Annotated in this window: 20 protein-coding genes; 15 read left to right on the top strand and 5 right to left on the bottom strand. The window is 39.2% G+C overall.

Annotation, left to right across the window (positions count from 1 at the left end):
- Positions 1–66: 66 nt before the first annotated feature.
- From BLR37_RS12765 to BLR37_RS12755, 3 genes are all read left to right on the top strand, one after another.
- Entirely contained in the window at positions 67–1,458 is a 1,392-nt protein-coding gene (locus BLR37_RS12765; RefSeq protein ID WP_090769125.1) for a pyridoxal phosphate-dependent decarboxylase family protein, read from the top strand.
- 46 nt (positions 1,459–1,504) lie between these two features.
- Positions 1,505–1,807: a hypothetical protein gene (locus tag BLR37_RS12760; protein ID WP_090769123.1), complete on the top strand. Its 303-nt coding sequence runs from the start codon at positions 1,505–1,507 to the stop codon at positions 1,805–1,807.
- 78 nt (positions 1,808–1,885) lie between these two features.
- On the top strand, positions 1,886–2,299 hold the full coding sequence (locus tag BLR37_RS12755; protein ID WP_090769121.1) for a tail fiber domain-containing protein: 414 nt from the start codon (positions 1,886–1,888) through the stop codon (positions 2,297–2,299).
- Between the two features lie 210 nt (positions 2,300–2,509).
- Here the strand turns inward: BLR37_RS12755 and BLR37_RS12750 are convergent, their stop codons facing one another.
- The 5 genes from BLR37_RS12750 to thrA all read right to left on the bottom strand — a co-directional run bounded on the left by BLR37_RS12750 (position 2,510) and on the right by thrA (position 8,517).
- Positions 2,510–3,088 carry an REP-associated tyrosine transposase gene (locus BLR37_RS12750; protein WP_244154653.1) on the bottom strand — a complete coding sequence of 193 codons (579 nt, stop codon included), beginning with the start codon at positions 3,086–3,088 and terminating at the stop codon, positions 2,510–2,512.
- A 162-nt stretch (positions 3,089–3,250) separates the two neighbouring features.
- Positions 3,251–4,558, bottom strand: coding sequence for a threonine synthase (thrC, locus tag BLR37_RS12745; protein WP_090769119.1), 1,308 nt, complete (start codon positions 4,556–4,558; stop codon positions 3,251–3,253).
- A 90-nt stretch (positions 4,559–4,648) separates the two neighbouring features.
- Positions 4,649–5,584, bottom strand: coding sequence for a homoserine kinase (locus BLR37_RS12740; RefSeq protein WP_090769117.1), 936 nt, complete (start codon positions 5,582–5,584; stop codon positions 4,649–4,651).
- A gap of 22 nt (positions 5,585–5,606) precedes the next feature.
- Positions 5,607–6,059 carry a DinB family protein gene (locus BLR37_RS12735; RefSeq protein WP_090769115.1) on the bottom strand — a complete coding sequence of 151 codons (453 nt, stop codon included), beginning with the start codon at positions 6,057–6,059 and terminating at the stop codon, positions 5,607–5,609.
- A gap of 4 nt (positions 6,060–6,063) precedes the next feature.
- Positions 6,064–8,517, bottom strand: coding sequence for a bifunctional aspartate kinase/homoserine dehydrogenase I (gene thrA / locus BLR37_RS12730; RefSeq protein ID WP_090769113.1), 2,454 nt, complete (start codon positions 8,515–8,517; stop codon positions 6,064–6,066).
- 727 nt (positions 8,518–9,244) lie between these two features.
- Between thrA and pckA the strand changes: the two genes are divergently transcribed.
- From pckA to BLR37_RS12665, 12 genes are all read left to right on the top strand, one after another.
- The gene (pckA, locus tag BLR37_RS12725) at positions 9,245–10,840 is read left to right on the top strand and encodes a phosphoenolpyruvate carboxykinase (ATP) (protein ID WP_090769112.1); all 1,596 of its coding nucleotides are present in this window, start codon (positions 9,245–9,247) and stop codon (positions 10,838–10,840) included.
- 299 nt (positions 10,841–11,139) lie between these two features.
- A complete protein-coding gene (locus tag BLR37_RS12720; RefSeq protein ID WP_039472953.1) occupies positions 11,140–11,970 on the top strand; it encodes a MotA/TolQ/ExbB proton channel family protein in 831 nt (276 codons plus the stop codon).
- A 77-nt stretch (positions 11,971–12,047) separates the two neighbouring features.
- A complete protein-coding gene (locus BLR37_RS12715; RefSeq protein ID WP_090769110.1) occupies positions 12,048–12,662 on the top strand; it encodes a biopolymer transporter ExbD in 615 nt (204 codons plus the stop codon).
- A 3-nt stretch (positions 12,663–12,665) separates the two neighbouring features.
- The gene (locus tag BLR37_RS12710) at positions 12,666–13,172 is read left to right on the top strand and encodes an ExbD/TolR family protein (protein WP_090769108.1); all 507 of its coding nucleotides are present in this window, start codon (positions 12,666–12,668) and stop codon (positions 13,170–13,172) included.
- Positions 13,173–13,190: 18 nt separating this feature from the next.
- Positions 13,191–14,012 carry an energy transducer TonB gene (locus BLR37_RS12705; RefSeq protein WP_090769106.1) on the top strand — a complete coding sequence of 274 codons (822 nt, stop codon included), beginning with the start codon at positions 13,191–13,193 and terminating at the stop codon, positions 14,010–14,012.
- A gap of 241 nt (positions 14,013–14,253) precedes the next feature.
- A complete protein-coding gene (locus BLR37_RS12695) occupies positions 14,254–15,162 on the top strand; it encodes a PstS family phosphate ABC transporter substrate-binding protein (RefSeq protein ID WP_090769552.1) in 909 nt (302 codons plus the stop codon).
- Positions 15,163–15,308: 146 nt separating this feature from the next.
- On the top strand, positions 15,309–17,030 hold the full coding sequence (locus BLR37_RS12690; RefSeq protein WP_090769104.1) for a tetratricopeptide repeat protein: 1,722 nt from the start codon (positions 15,309–15,311) through the stop codon (positions 17,028–17,030).
- A gap of 81 nt (positions 17,031–17,111) precedes the next feature.
- Positions 17,112–17,483, top strand: a complete 372-nt coding sequence (locus tag BLR37_RS12685) for an NADH-quinone oxidoreductase subunit A (protein WP_039472969.1) — start codon at positions 17,112–17,114, stop codon at positions 17,481–17,483.
- 217 nt (positions 17,484–17,700) lie between these two features.
- Entirely contained in the window at positions 17,701–18,243 is a 543-nt protein-coding gene (locus tag BLR37_RS12680) for an NADH-quinone oxidoreductase subunit B (protein WP_039472971.1), read from the top strand.
- Positions 18,243–18,743 (top strand): NADH-quinone oxidoreductase subunit C, encoded by a 501-nt coding sequence (locus BLR37_RS12675; RefSeq protein WP_039472972.1) that lies wholly within the window; start codon positions 18,243–18,245, stop codon positions 18,741–18,743. Before BLR37_RS12680 ends, BLR37_RS12675 begins: the two co-directional genes overlap by 1 nt.
- A 4-nt stretch (positions 18,744–18,747) precedes the next feature.
- Entirely contained in the window at positions 18,748–19,962 is a 1,215-nt protein-coding gene (locus tag BLR37_RS12670) for an NADH-quinone oxidoreductase subunit D (protein ID WP_039472974.1), read from the top strand.
- A complete protein-coding gene (locus tag BLR37_RS12665; protein ID WP_090769102.1) occupies positions 19,955–20,470 on the top strand; it encodes an NADH-quinone oxidoreductase subunit NuoE family protein in 516 nt (171 codons plus the stop codon). The genes BLR37_RS12670 and BLR37_RS12665 overlap by 8 nt, the downstream gene beginning before the upstream one ends.
- Positions 20,471–20,478: the final 8 nt, after the last annotated feature.

Genomic DNA, 20,478 nt, shown 5'->3' with positions numbered 1-20,478 from the left:
GCAACCTCGCAGGTTTTATAAAGTTGCGAGGTCCGAATGTTTCCGCACAATTAAACTCTATTGACTATGAATCATTTAAATAAAGACCAGCAAAACCTCGATAACATCTTAACCGATGTAAAAGAGCAGGGGATGGCTTATTTAAATCAGATTCATGAACGCGCTACGGCGAGTAGTGGTGGCGTAGAATTGATAAATAGTTTAGCTGCTGAAGGAGTTGGCGCAGAAGGTGCTTTAAAACAATTTAACGAACGCTTCGAGCCCATTATTGTAGCCTCATCAGGGCCGCGCTATTGGGGCTTTGTAACCGGTGGTACAACGCCTGCAGCTATTGCCGGCGATTGGCTGGCTACCATTTACGATCAGAATACCCAATCAGCAAAAGGAAATGGCGATATTTCTGCTTTGATTGAGCTGGAAACCATACAGCTTTTGCTGTCGCTTTTTAATTTACCCCATCAGTTTTTTGGCGGCTTTGTAACCGGGGCAACCCTCTCTAACTTTACCTGTTTGGCAGTAGCACGGCAGTGGATTGGTAAACAGGAGGGGAAAGATTTTGCGCGTGAGGGCATTACAGGCAAGGTAAATGTTTTATCGGCAACTCCTCATTCATCGTCGGTTAAATCGCTGGCGATGCTGGGTTTGGGCAGTAATAACATTATCCCTGTAAAAGTAATGCAGGGTAATCGCGAAGCTTTGGATATTGCCGATTTAGAATTGAATATACAAGCACTAAATGGGGCTCCTTTTATATTAATTTCAAGTGCCGGAACGGTAAATACAGTCGATTTCGACGATTTTGAAGCCATTAACCAATTAAAACAAAAATATAATTTCTGGTGGCACATCGATGCTGCTTTTGGTGGCTTTGCCGCTTGCTCACCTGAGTACAACCATTTGGTAAAAGGTTGGGAAAACGCCGATAGTATTACGGTCGATTGCCACAAATGGCTGAATGTTCCCTACGAAAGTGCAGTGTTTCTGGTTAAGGAGGCGCATCAGCTATTGCAGGTGGAAACTTTCCAAAATTCGAATGCAGCTTACTTGGGCGATCCAATGGAAAACTTCAGCTACCTCAATTTCCTGCCCGAAAACTCAAGGCGTTTAAAAGCCTTACCAGCCTGGTTTACCTTAACCAGTTACGGAAAGCAGGGTTATCAGGAAATTGTTGAAAGCAATGTAGAAATGGCTTTGCTATTTGCTGATTTCATTAATAATCATCCGGCCTTCGAATTACTGGCTCCGGTGCGTTTAAATACCGTTTGTTTTACTTTAAAGGAAGAAAATCATGTGCAGGAGTTTCTGAATAAACTCAATGCAACCGGCAAAGTCTTCATGACACCAACTTTCTACAATGGCAAAAAAGGAATCCGGGCAGCCTTTGTAAACTGGCGTACCTCAGTAGCTGATGTAAATTTTGTCACAGCTGCTATGCTCGAAATTCTTACAGAACTTTAACCGAGGGTATTATTGTTTTAAAAGCGTAGCGCTTATATTTGCAATAATGAAGCTGGATACCCTTAAATATATACTTGTAACCTGCATTGCGCTTACTTTTTTGATAAAAGTAAGTCATGTGGTTTCGTATTTAAGTTATTCTGGCGATAACACCGAAGTATTGTCGATGCATGATGATGCCTCTGAAAAAGAGGAGAAAAAGCTGGAAACCGAATATGCTATACCGCAATTTGTCTCAAATATCCAGTCTTATTTTCCCATGCTAACGGCTAAGAAGTTAATTGTTCCTGATTATTCTTTTAGATTAGCGTACTTTCCTGAGGTTTTAACACCTCCTCCTTCTATATAATACATCTATTACAAGTATCAGGTTTTACTAAAAGGTGAAACCCATTGTCTATTATTAAAAATTCAAAAACCATTCTATATGAAACGAGCAATTTCATTTGCAGTGTTTTTAATCGCTGCTTCTTTAAAAATCAGTGCACAGGAAGTTGTGCAGAATAATGTTAAACCTATCGAAAACGCACTAAGTCAGGTTACCAAATTACAGCCTGTAAGTTTTAATTACGATAAAGCCTGGGCCGAAAAACTTCGCTTATCGGCTAATCCTCAAATTGGATTTGTAGGCGCTGAGGCTAAAAAAGCTGTTCCAGATATCGTTTCGGTACAGGCAAAAGATTATTCTTTTGGTAAAAATGCTTTTAAAACCGCAACCATAACCAAGGTAGATTACGAAAGTTTAGTACCACTTTTAGTTGGTAGCATTAAAGAGCAACAGCAACAAATTGAAGAATTAAAGCGCGAAATTAAAGCTTTAAGGGCGCAGCGTTCTAAATAGCATCCAGGATTTTAAATCCTGGGTCCAGGAGTCCGGATTACAAATCCGGACTAACATGAGATCGTCACCCTGATCCGATAGCTATCGGATTTATTTCAGGGTCTCTCAGCAGATTATATAGCAATAAACGGATTCAGGCAGCCCTTAGTTGGTCCGGATTTGCAATCCGGACCTATCGTTTTTCGGATTTTTAATCCGAAGTAGTTAAACTCACATATAAACAACTTCCAATAAACCCATTCCTCCCGCATAATTTATAGCTGAGCTGTAATTGTAATATTCTGCTTCAGTTACAATTCCTGCTTCAATAGGATTGTTGTGGATATAATCCAATTTTTGATCCTTGAACTCATTTGAATATAGGATAATTGGGTGAAACCCGTCCTGCCAGAATTTGTAGTCCTTATTTTTAATATTTGTTCGGGCAGCAAATGCAAATTTATCTAAAAGCCACTCCCGGCTTTCGTTAATTTCGCCCAGGGTTTTGATGATTTTCTTTGAAGTGAATTTTTTGAAATCTCTGATGATATCTGAAAGCTTTTTGCCTTCAGTGGCACTTACAATCATATGTAAATGACTGGGCATTAAACACCAGGCATAAATAATTAATCCCTTTTCCGATTGACAATATTTAAGGCTTTCAATAATAACCTCCACAAGTTCTTTTCTCGTAAATGCATCAATCCAACCCACTACAGTTGTGGTAATGAAATAAATTTCATTCTGATCGGTAACGGTGTACTTGAAAGCCATAATCCACGAATTAAATACATAATATAAGGATTTCATCCCTAATATCAATTATTCTGGCAGCAAATCATAAATGGGGGCTGGATCAGGATTAAAAATCCTGGGTTCAGTAGTCCGGATTAAAAATCCGGACTAACATAAACAAAAAATGGATTCAGGCTTAAGCCCGAATCCATTTATATGCTCGTAATTAGATAAGTTTTATCCTCTTAGCAAATAAGCCTTAAATCCTTCAAAATCTACACCTAATTGGTCGGCCTGTTTAGGTTTGCTTTCTAAAGCGGTAACCTGCTCCGGGATTTCGATTTTTGCAGCAATCGCTTCCGGAAAAATATCCGGGAATTTGCAGGCATGCGCCGTAGATAAAAATACGGCGGCACTTTCGTCTGCCGGATTTTCATTTCTGTATTTTTCTACTGCTAAATAGGCAATGGCAGTATGCGGACAAGCTACATAATTAAACTGATTATCGAGTGCTTTAATTCCGGCCAGCGTTTCTTCGTCAGTGAAACGGTAAGCAGTAACCACTTTCTTCAAAGCTTCTACATCTTGGTTAAACAAATCCATAATCCTTACCCAATTGCTTGGTGCACCAACATCCATCGCGTTCGAATAGGTTTGCGTAGAAGGTTTGGTTTCATAGTTGCCGGTTTCTAAAAAGCGTGGAACAGTATCGTTAACATTTGTGGCAGCAATAAACTGTTTTGCCGGTAATCCCAGTTTGTAAGCCAGCAAACCTGCACCAATATTGCCGAAGTTTCCACTTGGTACCGAGAAAACCACATCGCTAAGCCCTTGTTTTTTCAGCTGTGCGTAAGTGTTGAAATAATAGAACGTTTGTGGAATTAACCTCGAAATATTAATGGAGTTGGCCGAGGTAAGGCGGAATTTCGCATTCAGATCGGCATCGGCAAAAGCTTGTTTAACCAAAGCCTGGCAATCGTCAAAAGTGCCTTTTACTTCAATGGCGCGGATGTTGTGTCCGTTGGTAGTCAGCTGCAGTTCCTGTATCGGACTCACCTTGCCTTCAGGATATAAAATGGTAACGCGGGTATTGGGTACGCCTAAAAAGCCGAGTGCTACAGCGCCGCCGGTATCACCTGAGGTGGCTACCAATACATCAAGCAGTTGCTCACCATCTTTTAAAAAATAGGCCATCACCCGGCTCATAAAGCGAGCTCCAAAATCTTTAAAGGCTAAAGATGGTCCGTGGAAAAGCTCCAGCACAAAGGTTCTATCGTCCAGTTTCACTGCCGGTGCTTCAAAATTAATGGCATCGTTAATCAGTGCTTTTAAATCATCAGCCGGAATTTCATCTTTTAGCAGGGTAGAGGCTACTTTGTAAGCAATTTCTGGTAAGGTGTATTGCTCAATATTTTCGATAAAAGCAGCATCCAGCTGCGGAATTTCTACCGGCATGTACAAACCTTTATCTTGTGGCATGCTGTTAAACACGGCTTCTTTAAAAGAAACACGTAAATCTTTATTGTTGGTTGAATATAGTTTCATTATTTAATGAGGTTGGAAGGTTGGAAGGTTGGATGGTTGGAAGGTTTTGGAAACTTAGCCCTCTGCCTTTTAGTCCTCAACCTTCCGCCCTTATGAAATTACTCTTGGTCCTTCGGCATTAACCGGAGAAACAAAAGCTTTACTGTTAATATTGATTTTATGTAAATGTTGCTGCTGCGATTTGGTAATTTTTCGGGCTGTTTCTTCATCTTTGGTTAAGGCGAAAACAGATGGACCTGAACCTGAAATTCCGAAGCCGATGGCCCCATTTTCCATAGCTAAAGCCCTCATTTCTTCAAATCCCGGAATTAAGATCGAACGGGTAGGCTCTACCAGTACGTCTTTCATACTTCTGCCAATCAAATCAAAATCGTTCATAAATAAACCGCTTACCAGTCCGGCAACATTGCCCCATTGGGTAACGGCATCTTTTAACGATACTTTGCTACGGATCATCTGGCGTGCATCTTTGGTAGGTACATCCACCTCAGGGTACACAATGGCCGCATACATGCCCGCAGGCGTAGGTAAAGAAATTACATCCAGCGGCTCATAGCTTCTAACCAATACAAATCCACCCAGTAAGGCTGGAGCAACATTATCGGCATGACCATAACCACAGGCCAGTTCTTCGCCCTTCATGGCAAAAGGAACCAGTTCTTTGGTAGTCAGCAAATCGCCCATTAATTTGTTTATGGCAAATAAACCCGCAACCGTGCTCGCAGAGCTAGAACCCAGCCCACTACCAATAGGCATCTTTTTATGCAGCTCGATTTCTACACCCACATCTAAGCGGTTTATATGTTTCAGGTAGTGTTGTACGCTGGCGCTAACAGTATTTTTTGCAGCATCTAAAGGCAAGCGACCATCATCGCCGGTAATCTTTTTAATTACCACTCCAGGCGTATCCGTGAAGCGCATTTCAACTTCATCGCCAGGTTCATTAACGGCAAATCCCAGTACATCGAAACCACAAACTACGTTAGCAACAGTGGCTGGGGCGAAAACTTTTATACTCTTTTTCATTATTAATAGGCTTAGCGCTTGGTTAAGCAGTTATTTGATTTAAGTGATATTGTAAATGCACAAGGTAATCTTCAATAAAATAGGAAAGGGTGTGCAGTTCAGTCTTTCCTTTTCCGGTGTCGCAGGTGTTTTGCAGTTTTTCCTCAGGAATATTTTCAATAACACGGGCAATCTGGTTATTCAAAAGTTTCCAAAGGGTTTTTACTTCTGCAAGATCAGCTGCCTGATAATTTTGACAGGCTACCCACTCATCCTGGTGATAAATGATTTTAACTTCTTGCTCGTATTGTCCCACAATGAGGCGGCGGATATTATTAGATGCACTATCAATCAAATGTCCCAATAATTCCTTTTTCGACCATTTATGCGGTTGTGGTTTATCATTCCAGGCTGCTTCGGTAATGTTTTCAAAATCAATCATCGCCTGATTTACCAGGCGGATGATTTCATTTTTTTGTGCTAAAACTGGATGCATAAGCCTAATTACTCAAAGTTCCTACGTTGATGATATCAGCAAAAACACCTGCAGCAGTCACTTCTGCACCTGCACCCGGGCCTTTTACCACCAGCGGACGCGATTTGTAACGGTCGGTAGTGAAAGAAATGATATTGTCACTTCCGGAAAGCATAAAGAAAGGATGACTGTCATCAACCATTTGCAGGCTGATTTCAACATTTCCATCTTCTAGTTTACCGATGTAGCGTAAAACCTTGCCATCTTTGGCTGCGGTATTTTTCAGATTCTCGAAATACGCCGCATTCGCCTGTAATTCCGAATAGAAATCTTCAACTGAAGTGGCATTTAAACAGGCATCCGGTAAAATGTTGTCGATTTTTACGTCGCTGGCTTCTAAAGGATAACCGGCATCACGAGCCAGGATCAGCATTTTACGCATAAAATCTTTTCCGTTTAAGTCATCTCGTGGATCGGGTTCTGTATAGCCGAGTTCCTGTGCTTCTTTTACAGTTTCGTAAAATCCGGCATCACCTTTAAAGTTATTGAAAATATAAGAAATGGTTCCCGATAAGATGGCTTCAATACGCGCCACTTTATCGCCACTCATCATCAATTCCCTCAAGGTGCGGATAATTGGTAAGCCCGCGCCTACATTGGTTTCGTAATAAAAATCTACCCCAAATCTGCGTGCAGTATCTTTAAACGATTTGTATTGCGCAAAATCAGCTGAGTTACCTTTTTTATTACAGGTTACTACCGAGATACTGCTCTCGAATATGCCCTGGTAAAATTCAATTGGTGCTTCGGCAGCCGTATTATCAACAAAAACACAGTTAGGCAGGTTCATGGCTTTCATTCTGGCCACAAATTCGGCCAGGTTGGCCTGTTCACCCTGATCTGCTAATTCAGTTTCCCAGCTGTCGAGCGATAAACCATCTGCATTGAAAGTCATTTTGCGCGTATTGCTTATTCCGGCTACTTTTACCTGAAGGTCGTTATTGGCTGCCAGAAAAGGCATTTGCTCTTTTAACTGGTTAAATAAGGTTTTGCCAATATTTCCCGTTCCCAGGCAAAAGATGTTTAAGGTCCTTTTCAGGTCGGTAAAAAAAGCATCGTGCACCGCATTTACGGCTTTCGATAAATCGGCTGCGCTGATAATCACCGAAATGTTGTATTCTGATGAGCCCTGTGCAATTGCCCTTACGTTGATACCGTTACGGCCCAGTGCACTGAACAAACGTCCGCTCATACCAGGAGTGCGTTTCATGTTTTCACCCACTATGGCTAAAACCGCCAGGTTGTTTTCAACTTCTGGTAATTCGAGCTTTTTGGCGTCTAATTCGAGTTCAAATTCTTTTTTAATTAAGGCAATAGCATGTGCTGCATCGGTTGGTTTAACCGCAAACGTAATGCTGTGCTCTGATGAGGATTGGGTAATCAGCACCACATTAATCTGCTCGCGCGAAAGTAAAGAGAACAAGCGGCCGCTAAAGCCAGCTTTACCTACCATACCACTACCACTCAGGTTGATGATGCTGATGTGATCGATAGATGAAATACCTTTTATTGGCAAGTTAGATGATTTAACATCGCTTTTGATATAGGTTCCGGCAAAGTCCGGTTCGAAAGTGTTTTTGATCACAATCGGAATTTTTTTCATGAAAGCAGGGATCATGGTTGGCGGGTAAATTACTTTCGCTCCAAAATAACTTAGCTCCATAGCTTCAGTATAGCTCAGCTCAGGTAAAGAGAAGGCTTTTTTCACCATGCGCGGATCGGCAGTCATCATGCCGTTTACATCTGTCCAGATTTCTATTTCTTCGGCATTTAAGGCGGCGCCCCAAACGGCTGCAGTGTAATCAGATCCGCCACGCCCCAGGGTAGTTACCCGTCCTGCTGTGTTGCTGGCAATAAAACCGGTAACAAAGAGCACCTTGTTTTTATTTTCCTGATAAAAGTTGTTGATGAGCATTTCAGTTAGCTCGGTATCTACTTTTGCCTGGCCAAAATTGCTGTCGGTTTTGATATAATCTGCTCCGTTTACATAAAGTGCATCGCTGAGTTGTTGCGAAGCGATATGGCTAATCATAAATGTTGAGCAGCGTTCGCCATAACTCAGAATCTGATCTTTGGTTTGTAAGCTCAGCTCTTTTAAGTTACTTACTGCTTGTAATAAATCTTCCAGCTCATTGAAAAAGATTTTTAACCGTGTAAATACCGGGTTTTGCGCTGCAGCTGGCAAAAGCGAACGGATTACCGCAAAATGTTTTGCTTCAATTGCTTTTAAATGAGTATCGTAATCTACGCCACGCTCAGCCATTTCGGCCATTTCGGTAAGCAAATTGGTTACACCGCTCATTGCCGATAATACAACTACCGGGCTGTTCTTCTGTTTTTCTTCACCTACCAGGCGTAGTAGGGTTTTAATGTTCTCGGCCGAACCTACGGATGTGCCGCCGAATTTGAGTACTTTCATTAGTTTGGGGTTTTTATGGTAATGAAACCTGTACAATGGCTTGCTAAATTGTTATTTGAGCTTATTGTAGCAGTTTTCAATGGTTTTAGCTTAAAAAAAAAGCGTCCCGACTGCTGTCGGGACGCTCTCTGTGTTTTATGTTTTTTCAATTTACAACAAATTAGCCCCGCTGGTTTATACCGGTGGTAATAATAATGGTTGTAATAATTGAAGAGTTAAAAATCATCTTGTCTTGGTGTACTTTTTACACCGTAAAGTAGAAGATAATTTTTTTAAAATGCAAATGTTTTTTAATTTTTATTTCGAAATTTTTATTAAAACGTTTAAGTATATGCAATAGCGATATTTTTTAAACTGCAGTACTTTGCAAATAGAGTTCCTTATTTTTTTTAATAAGGCTAATTATCGGCTACTAAATGTTTCCATAAGCGGTACAATATTTTTTACATTTTGGGTAGCTGATGGTTGCTTGCCGCTGTCCGTAAGATTTTAAGCGTCGGATAATTTCATGAAAACTGCCTTGACTTACGTGATTTAAATTGTTGTTTAACGTTTTACTTAGTGTAATTTTAAACTTTTTTTATCCTTGTAAAAATGCTTGTAAATAACTGTAAATAAAATATTTACATAATAGTGTATTTGCTACAATATGTAAAAAATTAGCTGTAAAAACTAGTTTTTCTGAAAGATAAGTAATTACCTTTGCTGTACTAACTAACTTATTGTCATGAGCAAAGAGAAACTGCAAACGCCAGATTTAAGCTATTTAAATTTAGGCGAAAACGTTGCTGTAAAGTACCAATTATCCCCAACGGAATTAATTGAAGATGCGTTATTGAATAAAGAAGGTACGCTGGCCTCATCGGGAGCGCTGGCGGTTGATACCGGAAAATTTACCGGACGTTCTCCTAAAGACCGGTTTATTGTTTGCGACAGCGTTACCGAAGACCAGGTATGGTGGGGCGATGTAAACATTAAAATCAGTCCGGAGAAGTTCGATCAGTTATTTGATAAATTAACGGCTTATTTGGCCGATAAAACCATCTATGTCCGCGATTCATCGGCCTGTGCCAATCCGGATTACGATATTTCTATCCGGGTAATTACCGAAACAGCCTATCAGAATCTTTTTGCTCATCATTTATTTATCCGTCCTGAAGCGCATCAGCTGGGTATCACGCCCGAGTGGACGATTATTGCTGCCCCGGGTTTTCTGGCCGATCCTTCAACTGATGGAACACGTCAGGAAAATTTCTCCATCCTGAATTTCACTAAAAAAATGATTCTGATTGGTGGAACAGGTTATACGGGTGAAATTAAAAAAGGTATTTTCTCGGTGTTGAACTTTATTCTGCCGGTATATAAAAATACTTTATCAATGCACTGCTCGGCCAATGTGGGTAAAAATGGCGACACTGCTATATTCTTTGGTTTATCTGGCACAGGTAAAACGACACTTTCTGCTGATCCGGAAAGGGGATTGATTGGTGATGACGAGCATGGATGGGGGGCAAGTTCGGTTTTCAACTTCGAAGGAGGCTGCTATGCGAAATGTGTAGATTTAACCCAGGAAAAAGAACCTCAGATATATAAGGCTATCAGAACGGGATCTTTATTAGAGAATACCAACTTTTTTGAGGGTACAAAAGAAGTAGATTATACCAATATTGCTAAGACTGAAAATACACGTGTCGCCTATCCTATTGATTACATAGATAATGCCATAATCCCATCAATAGCTGAAGTACCCAAAAATATCTTCTTTTTAACTGCAGATGCCTTTGGTGTATTACCTCCAATCTCTAAATTGAATGTAGAACAGGCCATGTTTCACTTTATGAGTGGTTATACCGCAAAAGTTGCAGGTACCGAAACCGGGGTAACCGAGCCTCAGTTAACATTTTCTGCCTGCTTTGGTAAGGCCTTTTTGCCGCTCCACCCATCAAGATATGCTGCATTACTGGGCGAGAAGATGGAAAAACACCAGGTAAATGTATGGCTGGTTAATACCGGCTGGACAGGTGGCGCATACGGTATTGGTAAAAGAATGAAATTGAGTTATACCAGGGCAATGATTACTGCTGCATTAAATGGGGATTTAGACCACAATAAATATAAGCAGCACCATGTATTTAAATTGATGATGCCTTTAGCTTGTCCGGGAGTGCCCAACGAAATTTTAGATCCGTCTAAAACTTGGGACGACCAGGAAGAATACTTTTTAAAGGCCTACGAATTGGCCGATGCATTTGCAGAGAATTTTAAACAGTTTGAGGTGCCCAAAGTATCAAAAAGGCATGGCGAAGCGTTAAAATTATGTTAAATGTGCTTTAAAATGCATTTTTTGAGCAAAAAATTTGCAATTCGTTTTTTTTTTAGTTTTTATTGTGAAAGAATTGCCTCCGGCTGAGGCAATTTTTTTGTTTATATGCCCAACTGAGTTACCGTAAACTAAATGTTAAGTAACGATTTGATTGTTTATTGATTTATTAATTTGTAATTTAAAATCAATTTATAAATTTGTTTTTCGCAACAAAATCAGATAAGACACGTTGTGTGTAATACAAAAGAAATAACAGCTAAAAATTAAAAACAAGAACTAAAACTAAAATTCAAAAAAAAATGGCAAACGCACCAAAACCAACAACTGTTAAAAAAGAGAGCTCTTCAAGTGCATCTAACGTTTTCGCAACATTGGTAATTCCTATTTGTATTGTAATTGGCTTCATCATCTGGAGATACGTATTAGGAGATCCTTCAAACTTTATCGATAACAACAACGAAAACTTACCTTTGCCAAATAACTACCCTGGTACAGCGTTTAAAGGAGGTCCGATCGTAGCGGTATTAATCGGTTTATTATTAACTACAATCGTTTTCTCTATCGAGCGTTTAATCGTAATCAGCAAAGCAAGCGGTAAATCTAGCTTAGATACTTTCATCATCAAAGTAAAAGGATTATTAAACGCTGGTAACATCGAAGCTGCTAAAGCTGAGTGTGATAAACAACAAGGATCTGTTGCTAACGTAATTAAATCAGGTTTAAAAAAATATAGCGAGGTTGAAGCTGACACTAACTTAGATGTTGAGCAATCAATCGTTGCCATCCAAAAAGAGGTTGAAGAAGCTACTGCTTTAGAAATGCCTATGTTAGAGCAAAACTTAACGATCATCGCTACTTTGGTATCTATCGGTACGTTAATCGGTTTATTAGGAACAGTAACAGGTATGATCCGTGCATTCGCCGGTTTAGCTAACTCAGGTGCTCCGGATCAGGCTGCATTAGCGGTAGGTATCTCTGAGGCCCTAATCAATACCATGACTGGTATCGCGGTTTCTACTTTAGCAATTATCATGTATAATATCTTAACTTCTAAAATTGACAAGTTAACTTATGCTATCGATGAAGCTGGTTTCAGCATCGTTCAAACTTACGCTAGTTCGCATAAATAATAAATTTTGAAAAAATTTTTACCGGCTTTATGGAAAACCGGGAAAAAGATCATCATTATTAAAAAGTAATTAAAATTATGCCTAGAATTAAAGTTAAAAGAACCAGTACAGTAACAGATATGACCGCCATGTGCGACGTAGCTGCACTGTTACTTACGTTCTTCATATTAACTGCTACGGCAAGACAACCAGAACCACTAGCGGTATCAACACCTTCATCTACGTATGAATTTAAGGTTCCAGCTGAGAACAATGCAATATTAACCATTGGTCAGGGTAAGGTTTTCTTCGAGGTAGCAGGCCAGAAAGTTAGGGCGAGAACCTTAGAATTGATGGGCCAGCAATACAAAATCACTTTTACTCCGGAGGAAATTAAAAAATTCTCTGTAGTAGGAACGTTTGGTGTACCGGTTTCAAGTCTAAAATCGTTCTTAGCCATGTCTGGAGCAGACCGTATGAAACCAGGTGTTCAAAATGGTATTCCTACAGACTCTACTGATAACCAGTTAAACGCATGGGTTTTACATGCACGTACTGCAACTGCTGAGATTAATCAGCAACCAATGCGTGTAAGTATCAAAGGCGATTCTAAAGAGGAGTATCCTGTAGTTAAAAAAATCGTAGATGTTTTGCAGAAGCAAAAAGTGAACAAGTTCTTATTGGTTACTAACGCTGAAGCTAGAAAAAAATAAAAGATGGCAGAATTAAACACAGGTGGGAAGAAAGCCACCCCGAGAGTAGATATGACGCCGATGGTTGATTTGATGTTCCTTTTGGTAACATTCTTTATCTTAACCACTTCAATATCTACGCCACAAGCAATGGATATTGTTAAGCCTGATAAAGACGACAACAACAAGGATAACAGGTTGGAACTGAAAGCTTCTAAAACAATGACTATTTTATTAGGTAAAAATGATAAAGTAGCCTGGTACATGGGAGAAGCTGGTGCAACAGCTCCAACATACGAAAGCTTATCGCAAGTTGACAAGTCGATTATCGAAAACAGAAAAAAAGCAGATGCATCTGGAGTAAAAGGCGAATTTGTGGTTTTAGTTAAACCAACAAGTGGCTCAAACTTCAAGAACTTTGTTGACATCATGGATGAATTGGAAATATTAAAGGTTAAAGTTCGTCAGATTGATGATGACAATATCTTGGATAGTGAAAAAGAATCAATGAAATCTCAAGGTATTTTATAATTTGTTAAATCAGTAATCATGTCAAAATTAGATATATTAAGAAGGGAGTGGATTGATGTAGTTTTTGCTGAAAAAAACAAAAACTATGGCGCTTACCAATTGCGTAAAAGCAATGGTACCAATACCACTCGGGCATTAATTATTGGTTCAATAGTATTTCTAGCGCTTTTCTTTGCTCCAAAAATCTACGGATTAATTAAAGGTTCTTTGGAAGAGGAACAACAAGTAGAGAAAGCGAAAGAGGTAATTATTGCACCTCCGCCCCCAGTTAACCCAGAAACGCCACCTCCGCCACCGGTAGAGCCACCGCCACCGAAGGTAGATCAGGTAAAAATGCCGCCTCCAATCGTAAAGCCAGATGAGCAGGTACGTGACGAGGAGCCACCAACAGTTGAAAAACTGAAAGAGGCAGATCCAGGTCAGAGAGATATTAAAGGTGATCCAACCGCTGATATCGTAATTGCTGCACCTGTAGGCGAAGGCCCTAAAAGAGAAGCAGCGGTTGCTGTTGATGATAACCAGGTTTATGACTTCGTTAGTATCGAGAAACAACCAGAGTTTCCGGGAGGCTTACCTAAGTTCTACAAATACCTAAGCGGTGCGATTAAATATCCGCCAATGGCTCAGGAAAACAACGTACAAGGTAAAGTGTTTTTATCTTTCGTAGTAGAAAAAGATGGTAAATTAACCGATATTACAGTAACACGTGGATTAGGAAGTGGTACAGATGAAGAAGCAATCCGCGTATTAAAAGCAAGCCCACGTTGGAATCCAGGTATTCAAAATGGTAAACCAGTAAGGGTAAAATACAACATCAACGTTAACTTTACATTGAACTAATAGTAGATGTTAAATTTTGATATCTTTAAGCAAAAATCGCCTAAACAGCGGTTTTTGCTCATTTTAGGGCTAGTAGCTTTCCTGTTATATCTGGTAATGGGGATTGCTTTTATCTTTTGGCCACCCATTGCATTGCGATTTAATTTCATCCCAGCATGGGGACGTATTGCAATAGGAATCTTTTTAATTTTTTATGCTTTTGTAAGATTGTTAAGTCTTGGAAGGCGCGACTAAAGCCGTAATGAAAAATATTCTCTTCATTTTTATGGTACTTGCTTTAATCTCTTGTAAACGAAAAGATAAAAGTACAGGTGTTAAAGAAACCCGCACCAGCGGAACAATGAGAATGCTCGTTGATGAAAGCGTGAGCCCGATTGTTCAGAAACAAATCGAGATTTTTAAGCTGGATTATCCGGAGGCAAAGTTTGAAACGACAATCAAACCCGAAGAAAAGATCATCGCTGCTTTTTTAAATGATAGCGTTCGCGTAATTGTAATGCCCAGATTGCTCACCAAGCATGAAGAAAAATATTACAATCAACGCGGCATCAAAATCAATTCAATTCGGTTTGCCATAGATGGAATTGCATTAATTACAAACAAAGACAATATTGATAGTACAATTACCGTTAAAGAAGTGGTTGATGTATTACAGGGGAGAAATTCAGATAAGAAACTGGTCTTTGATAACGCTTATTCAAGTACCTTTCAATACTTTAAACATTTGGCTAATATCAGCCAATTTCCCGCAAAAAACGTTTATTCAAAAAATTCCAGTAATGAAGTTATCAAACTTGTTGCGCAGGATAAAAATTTTATTGGTATTTTGGGCGTAAATTGGATTTCTGAACAGAATACCGAAATGGCTCAATACCTGGCTCAGGTTAAAATGCTGGGGGTTAAAAATGAAAAAGGAAAAGTTGGGAGCGATAATTTTTACAAGCCTACGCAGGAAAATCTTATAAACGGAGTCTATCCTTTTCTAAGAAACGTAAATATAATTGAGTGCGAGGGTAGAGATGGTTTAGGCACAGGATTTGCAACATGGTTAAGAAGCCAGAGAGGACAGTTGATTGTACTTAAATCTGGACTTGGCCCACATAAGCTAATGCCAAGAGAAATAAATTTAACTAAAGAAAGTAATAAATAAATTATAAATTGAACCACGAAGTATTTAGAGATAATGCTTCATAATTGTTAAAACCAATGTTCGGTAAGTTTGGTTGGAGATTTTGGATAAAAATAGAACTCACTCCACCCGATTTTAAAAACATTTAAAAACAAAAAATTGATCCAATGAAAATTTCAAAGAAAGCAATAACCTTAAATGTAGGTTTGGTGTTGATGGGTTCTGCAGTTTTTGCTCAAAGTTTAACTGATGCGAAAAAAGCCATTGATGCAGAACAGTATCAGAAAGCTTCATCGATGCTTAAGTCGTTGGTAAGCTCTAAAGCCTCAGATGGCGAAAATTATTATAACCTGGGTTTGGTTTACCTGAAAACAGGTTACATCGATTCAGCAAGAGCCGTTTTTACTAAGGGTTTAACCGCTGATCCGAAAAATGCTTTAAACCTGATCGGTTTAGGCGAAGCTGATTTATTGTCGAACAATGCTAATTCAGCAAAAACCAATTTCGATAAAGCAATTGAATTGGGTAAAAAAGACTATCAAACTTACTTGCAGATTGGTAGAGCATATTTAGCTCAGGATAAACCAAGTGACGAAGTTTCTAAACCTGATTTCACTAATGCAATTGCCAATATCACCAAAGCCGATGAATTAGATGCGAAAGATAAAGATGCTGGTGTATTCTTAGCTTTAGGTGATGCTTATGCATTGCAAAGAAAAAACTCTGAAGCATTAGGCCCGTATTTCCGTGTAAACGATGTTGACCCTACCAACAGAAGAGCTAAAACGCAGATCGGTAAAATGTATAAAGAATCGCGTGCTTTTCCTGAAGGTGAAAAAGAATTATTGGATGTAATTGCTGCAGATCCGAACTATGGTCCGGCTTACCGAGAATTAGGTGAGTTATACTTACAGTGGAGTAACTTCGGTACAGATAAAGAGAAAGCTGCCAAAGGAATTGAAAACTATAAAAAGTACATGGATTTAACTGACAAATCTTTAGAGTCTCAGTTACGTTATGCTCAATTCTTGTTCTATGCTAAAGATTTCAAAACGTTAGAACAAGTGGCTTCTAGTATTCAAGCACCTGCAAACGATCCTAAAAATGCAATTGTATCCAGGATGAAAGGCTGGGCAGCTTATGAAAATAAAAATTATCCTGTTGCTTTGACTAGTATGACTGAGTTCTTTGCTAAGGAAAAAGATACAACCAGAATTTTAGGTAACGATTATCTTTATTTGGGTAAAGCGCAGTTGCAGGCTGGACAAGATAGCTTGGCTTTAAACAATATTATTAAAGCTACAAAAGTAGATTCAGCAAATGCTGAGGCTTTATCAGAAGCTGCTGCTGCATTATATAAAGCAAAAAAATATGCTAAGTCTGCTGATGTTTATGAGTTAGCTGCTAAATATAATCCAAATGGTAAAGGTTCCCTTTATAACTATCTATATATTGGTATCAATAGATTCTTAGAATCTTATTATCTTAAGAAGGAAAATAAGCCAATGAATATTGAAGGTTTAGTTAGGGCTGATACAGCACTTGGAACTTTATCTAAAGCTTCACCTGATTTTGCATTATCTTACTTTTACAGAGCCAGGATTAACGATTATATCGATCAGACTAAAAATGCCTCGGCTACAAAAGGTTTAATGATTCCATATTATGAAAAATATGTAACATTAGTTAAACCTGAGGAGCAGGCATCGGCCAAAAGCAATTTAATTGAATCTTATCGTTTATTAGGTGCATGGTATGCAGATAAAGATAAAGCAAAAGCGATAGATTACTTAAATAAATGTCTGGCATTAGATCCTGCTGATAGTTATGCAACTGCTAAATTAAAAGAGTTACAAGCTCCGGCAGCTGCTAAAGGTAAAGGCAAATAATTAAAAGTTAAATAATTTAGAAAAGGCAGAGTTTGGTTACTCTGCCTTTTTCTTTTACTTTTGCATCACAAAATAAAAATTATGCAAGCGCAAAGTACCTCTATAGATTTTTTACCCATTATATTTCAAGTTATTGTTGCTTTAGGTTTCGTAGTACTCACATTGGTGGCTACACACGTATTAGGCCCTAAACGTAAAACAGCCGATAAGCTAGAAACCTTCGAAGCTGGTATTAAAAGCGTGGGTAATGCCCGTCAGCCATTCTCAATTAAATATTTCGTAGTAGCCATCCTGTTTGTATTGTTCGATGTGGAGGTTATTTTCATGTATCCATGGGCGGTTAATTTCCGTGCATTAAAGATGGATGGTATGATTGAGATGTTCATTTTTATGGGCACTTTATTGCTTGGCTTTATCTACGTAATCAAGAAAAAAGTATTAGACTGGAACTAGTCAGTTAGCAGTTATTAGTTCGCAGTTTGTATGATTCTTGTGACTGAAAACTGAAAATTGCCAACTGAAAACTGTACGTGTATCAGTTACACTAACCAGGCTTGATTTTGGTTATTTAGAAAGGTTCTAAATCTGGCGATTCTAGTTCAATTGCCTTTTAAATATTGTAAATTTGCTGCTCATTCTTCAAAGGGATGAGCATTTTTTGTTTATAAACATGAGTGAAATTAATATAGTTGATGCGCCTCCAGGAACCGAAGGGCCTGGCTATTTTGCCACCTCTTTAGATAAAGTGATCGGTTTGGCCCGCTCAAATTCATTATGGCCGTTGCCGTTTGCAACTTCTTGTTGTGGAATCGAATTTATGGCTACCATGGGTTCTCACTACGATTTAGGTCGTTTTGGTGCAGAGCGCTTGAGTTTTTCTCCCCGTCAGGCCGATGTTTTAATGGTTATGGGTACTATCGCTAAAAAGATGGCTCCGGTATTAAAACAAGTGTATATCCAAATGGCAGAGCCACGTTGGGTAATGGCTGTTGGTGCCTGCGCAAGTAGCGGTGGTATTTTCGATACCTATTCTGTTTTGCAAGGTATTGATGAGGTTATTCCGGTTGATGTTTATGTACCGGGTTGCCCGCCAAGACCTGAAGCCATTTTAGATGGTTTTCAACGGATCCAGGATTTGGTTAAAAACGAATCGGGCAGAAGAAGAAATTCTGATTATTACAAAGAACTTTTAGGTCAATACGGTATTAAATAATGGAAGAAACAACACTAAATAATACTATCCTGGCAAAACTTAGCGAAAAGTTTGGCGAAAAAGTAACTGCGGTTGCCGAGCCTTATGGTTTGCTTACTTTTGCAACAACAAAAGATGTAATCATCAATGTGTTGTCGTTCCTTAAAAACGATTTAAAATTTAATTTCTTGACTGACATTACTGCGGTTCATTATCCGGGCAAAGATCATGGCATTGCAGTGGTTTACCATTTGCACAATATGGTAGAGAAAGTTAGGATCAGGGTTAAAGTTTTTATTTCAGAGCAAAATCCAACCATCCCTACTGCAACAACAGTGTGGAAAGGAGCAAACTGGATGGAGCGCGAAACTTACGATTTGTTTGGGGTTAAATTTGAAGGACATCCTGACTTACGCCGTATCCTGAATATGGACGATTTAGGTGTACACCCAATGTTGAAACAATATCCATTGGAAGACCCGAACAGAGTAGATAAAAAAGACGAATTTTTTGGAAGGTAATTTTATGAATCATAACCATCCGGTATTTACAGATAACGACCCGCAAAGTGAGCTGGTAACCCTAAACTTAGGCCCAACACACCCTGCAACCCATGGCGTTTTTCAAAACGTTTTGCAATTAGATGGCGAACGTATTGTAAGCGGCGTTTCAACTATTGGGTATATTCACCGTGCTTTCGAAAAGATTGCCGAGCATCGCCCGTTTTATCAGATTACCCCACTTACCGACCGTTTAAACTATTGTTCTTCGCCTATTAACAACATGGGCTGGCACATGACGGTTGAGAAGTTATTGAATATCCAAATGCCAAAACGTGTAGATTATCTGCGCGTAATTGTAATGGAGCTTTCGCGTATTGCCGATCACATTATCTGTAACACGATTATTGGTCAGGATACAGGGGCTACCACCACATTCCTTTACCTTTTCCAATTCCGTGAACACATTTACGAGATTTTTGAAGAGGTTTGTGGTGCACGTTTAACTACAAATATTGGTCGCATTGGCGGTTTTGAAAGAGATTTCAATGATATCGCTTTTGCTAAAATCAATAAATTCTTAAAAGAATTTCCTGCGGCATTAAAAGAGTTCGAAAACCTGTTAACCCGCAACCGTATCTTTATCGACAGGACTGCCGGTGTTGCAGAAGTAACGAAAGAGACTGCTTTAGAGTACAGCTGGACAGGTCCGCTTTTAAGGGCTACCGGTGTAGATTATGATGTGCGTGTAAGCGACCCATATTCTTCATACCAGGATTTCGATTTCGAAGTTCCGGTTGGTACCAGTGGCGATATTTACGACCGTTATTTGGTTCGTAATGAGGAAATGTGGCAAAGTGTACGCATTATCGAGCAGGCTTTAGAGAAATTAAAATCAGAAGAAAAAGGTATTTTCCATGCCGATGTTCCTGAATTTTACCTTCCTCCAAAACAAGAGGTTTACAATAACATGGAAGCATTAATCTATCACTTTAAAATTGTGATGGGCGAAATTGATGCACCAAAAGCAGAAGTATATCACGCTGTAGAAGGCGGTAACGGTGAGTTAGGTTTCTATCTGATTAATGATGGCGGACGTACCCCATACCGTTTACACTTCCGCAGACCAAGTTTTATAAATTACCAGATGTTTGCGCCAATGAGCGAGGGCATGTTATTGTCTGATGCCATTATCAACATGAGTAGTATGAACATTATTGCAGGAGAATTAGATGCTTAAAGTAGAAGAACAAACACCTGTAACTTTCTCATCAGAATTGCTGGCCAAATTTGATGAAATAAAAAGCCGTTATCCTGAAGGAAAACAAAAATCAGCTTTGCTACCTTTATTACATTTGGTACAAGCCGAATTTCTTTGGGTACCAACATCGGCAATGGATCAAGTTGCTGCATATTTAAATATTCAGCCGATTGAAGTGTACGAGGTAGCTACATTTTATACCATGTACTTTTTAAAACCTCAGGGTAAATATGCTCTGGAGGTTTGTCGTACAGGGCCTTGCTGCCTGGTAGGTGCCGAAAAAATATTAAGCCACTTAGAAGATAAGTTAGGCGTTAAAGAAGGTGAAGTAACTGCCGATGGCCTTTTCAGCTTTAGGGGAGTTGAATGTTTGGCAGCCTGTGGTTTCGGTCCGGTTTTACAAATTAGCCCGGAATATACTTTCTACGAAAACTTAACTACCGATAGTGTAGATAAACTGATTGAAGATTTGAAAAATAAGTCCTAAGTCGAGAG

Source organism: Pedobacter soli (assembly GCF_900101435.1).
In the GTDB taxonomy this organism is placed as follows: domain Bacteria; phylum Bacteroidota; class Bacteroidia; order Sphingobacteriales; family Sphingobacteriaceae; genus Pedobacter; species Pedobacter soli.
The sequence above is the reverse complement of the archived record's forward strand: the minus strand, read 5'-3'. Positions and strand labels throughout refer to the sequence as shown.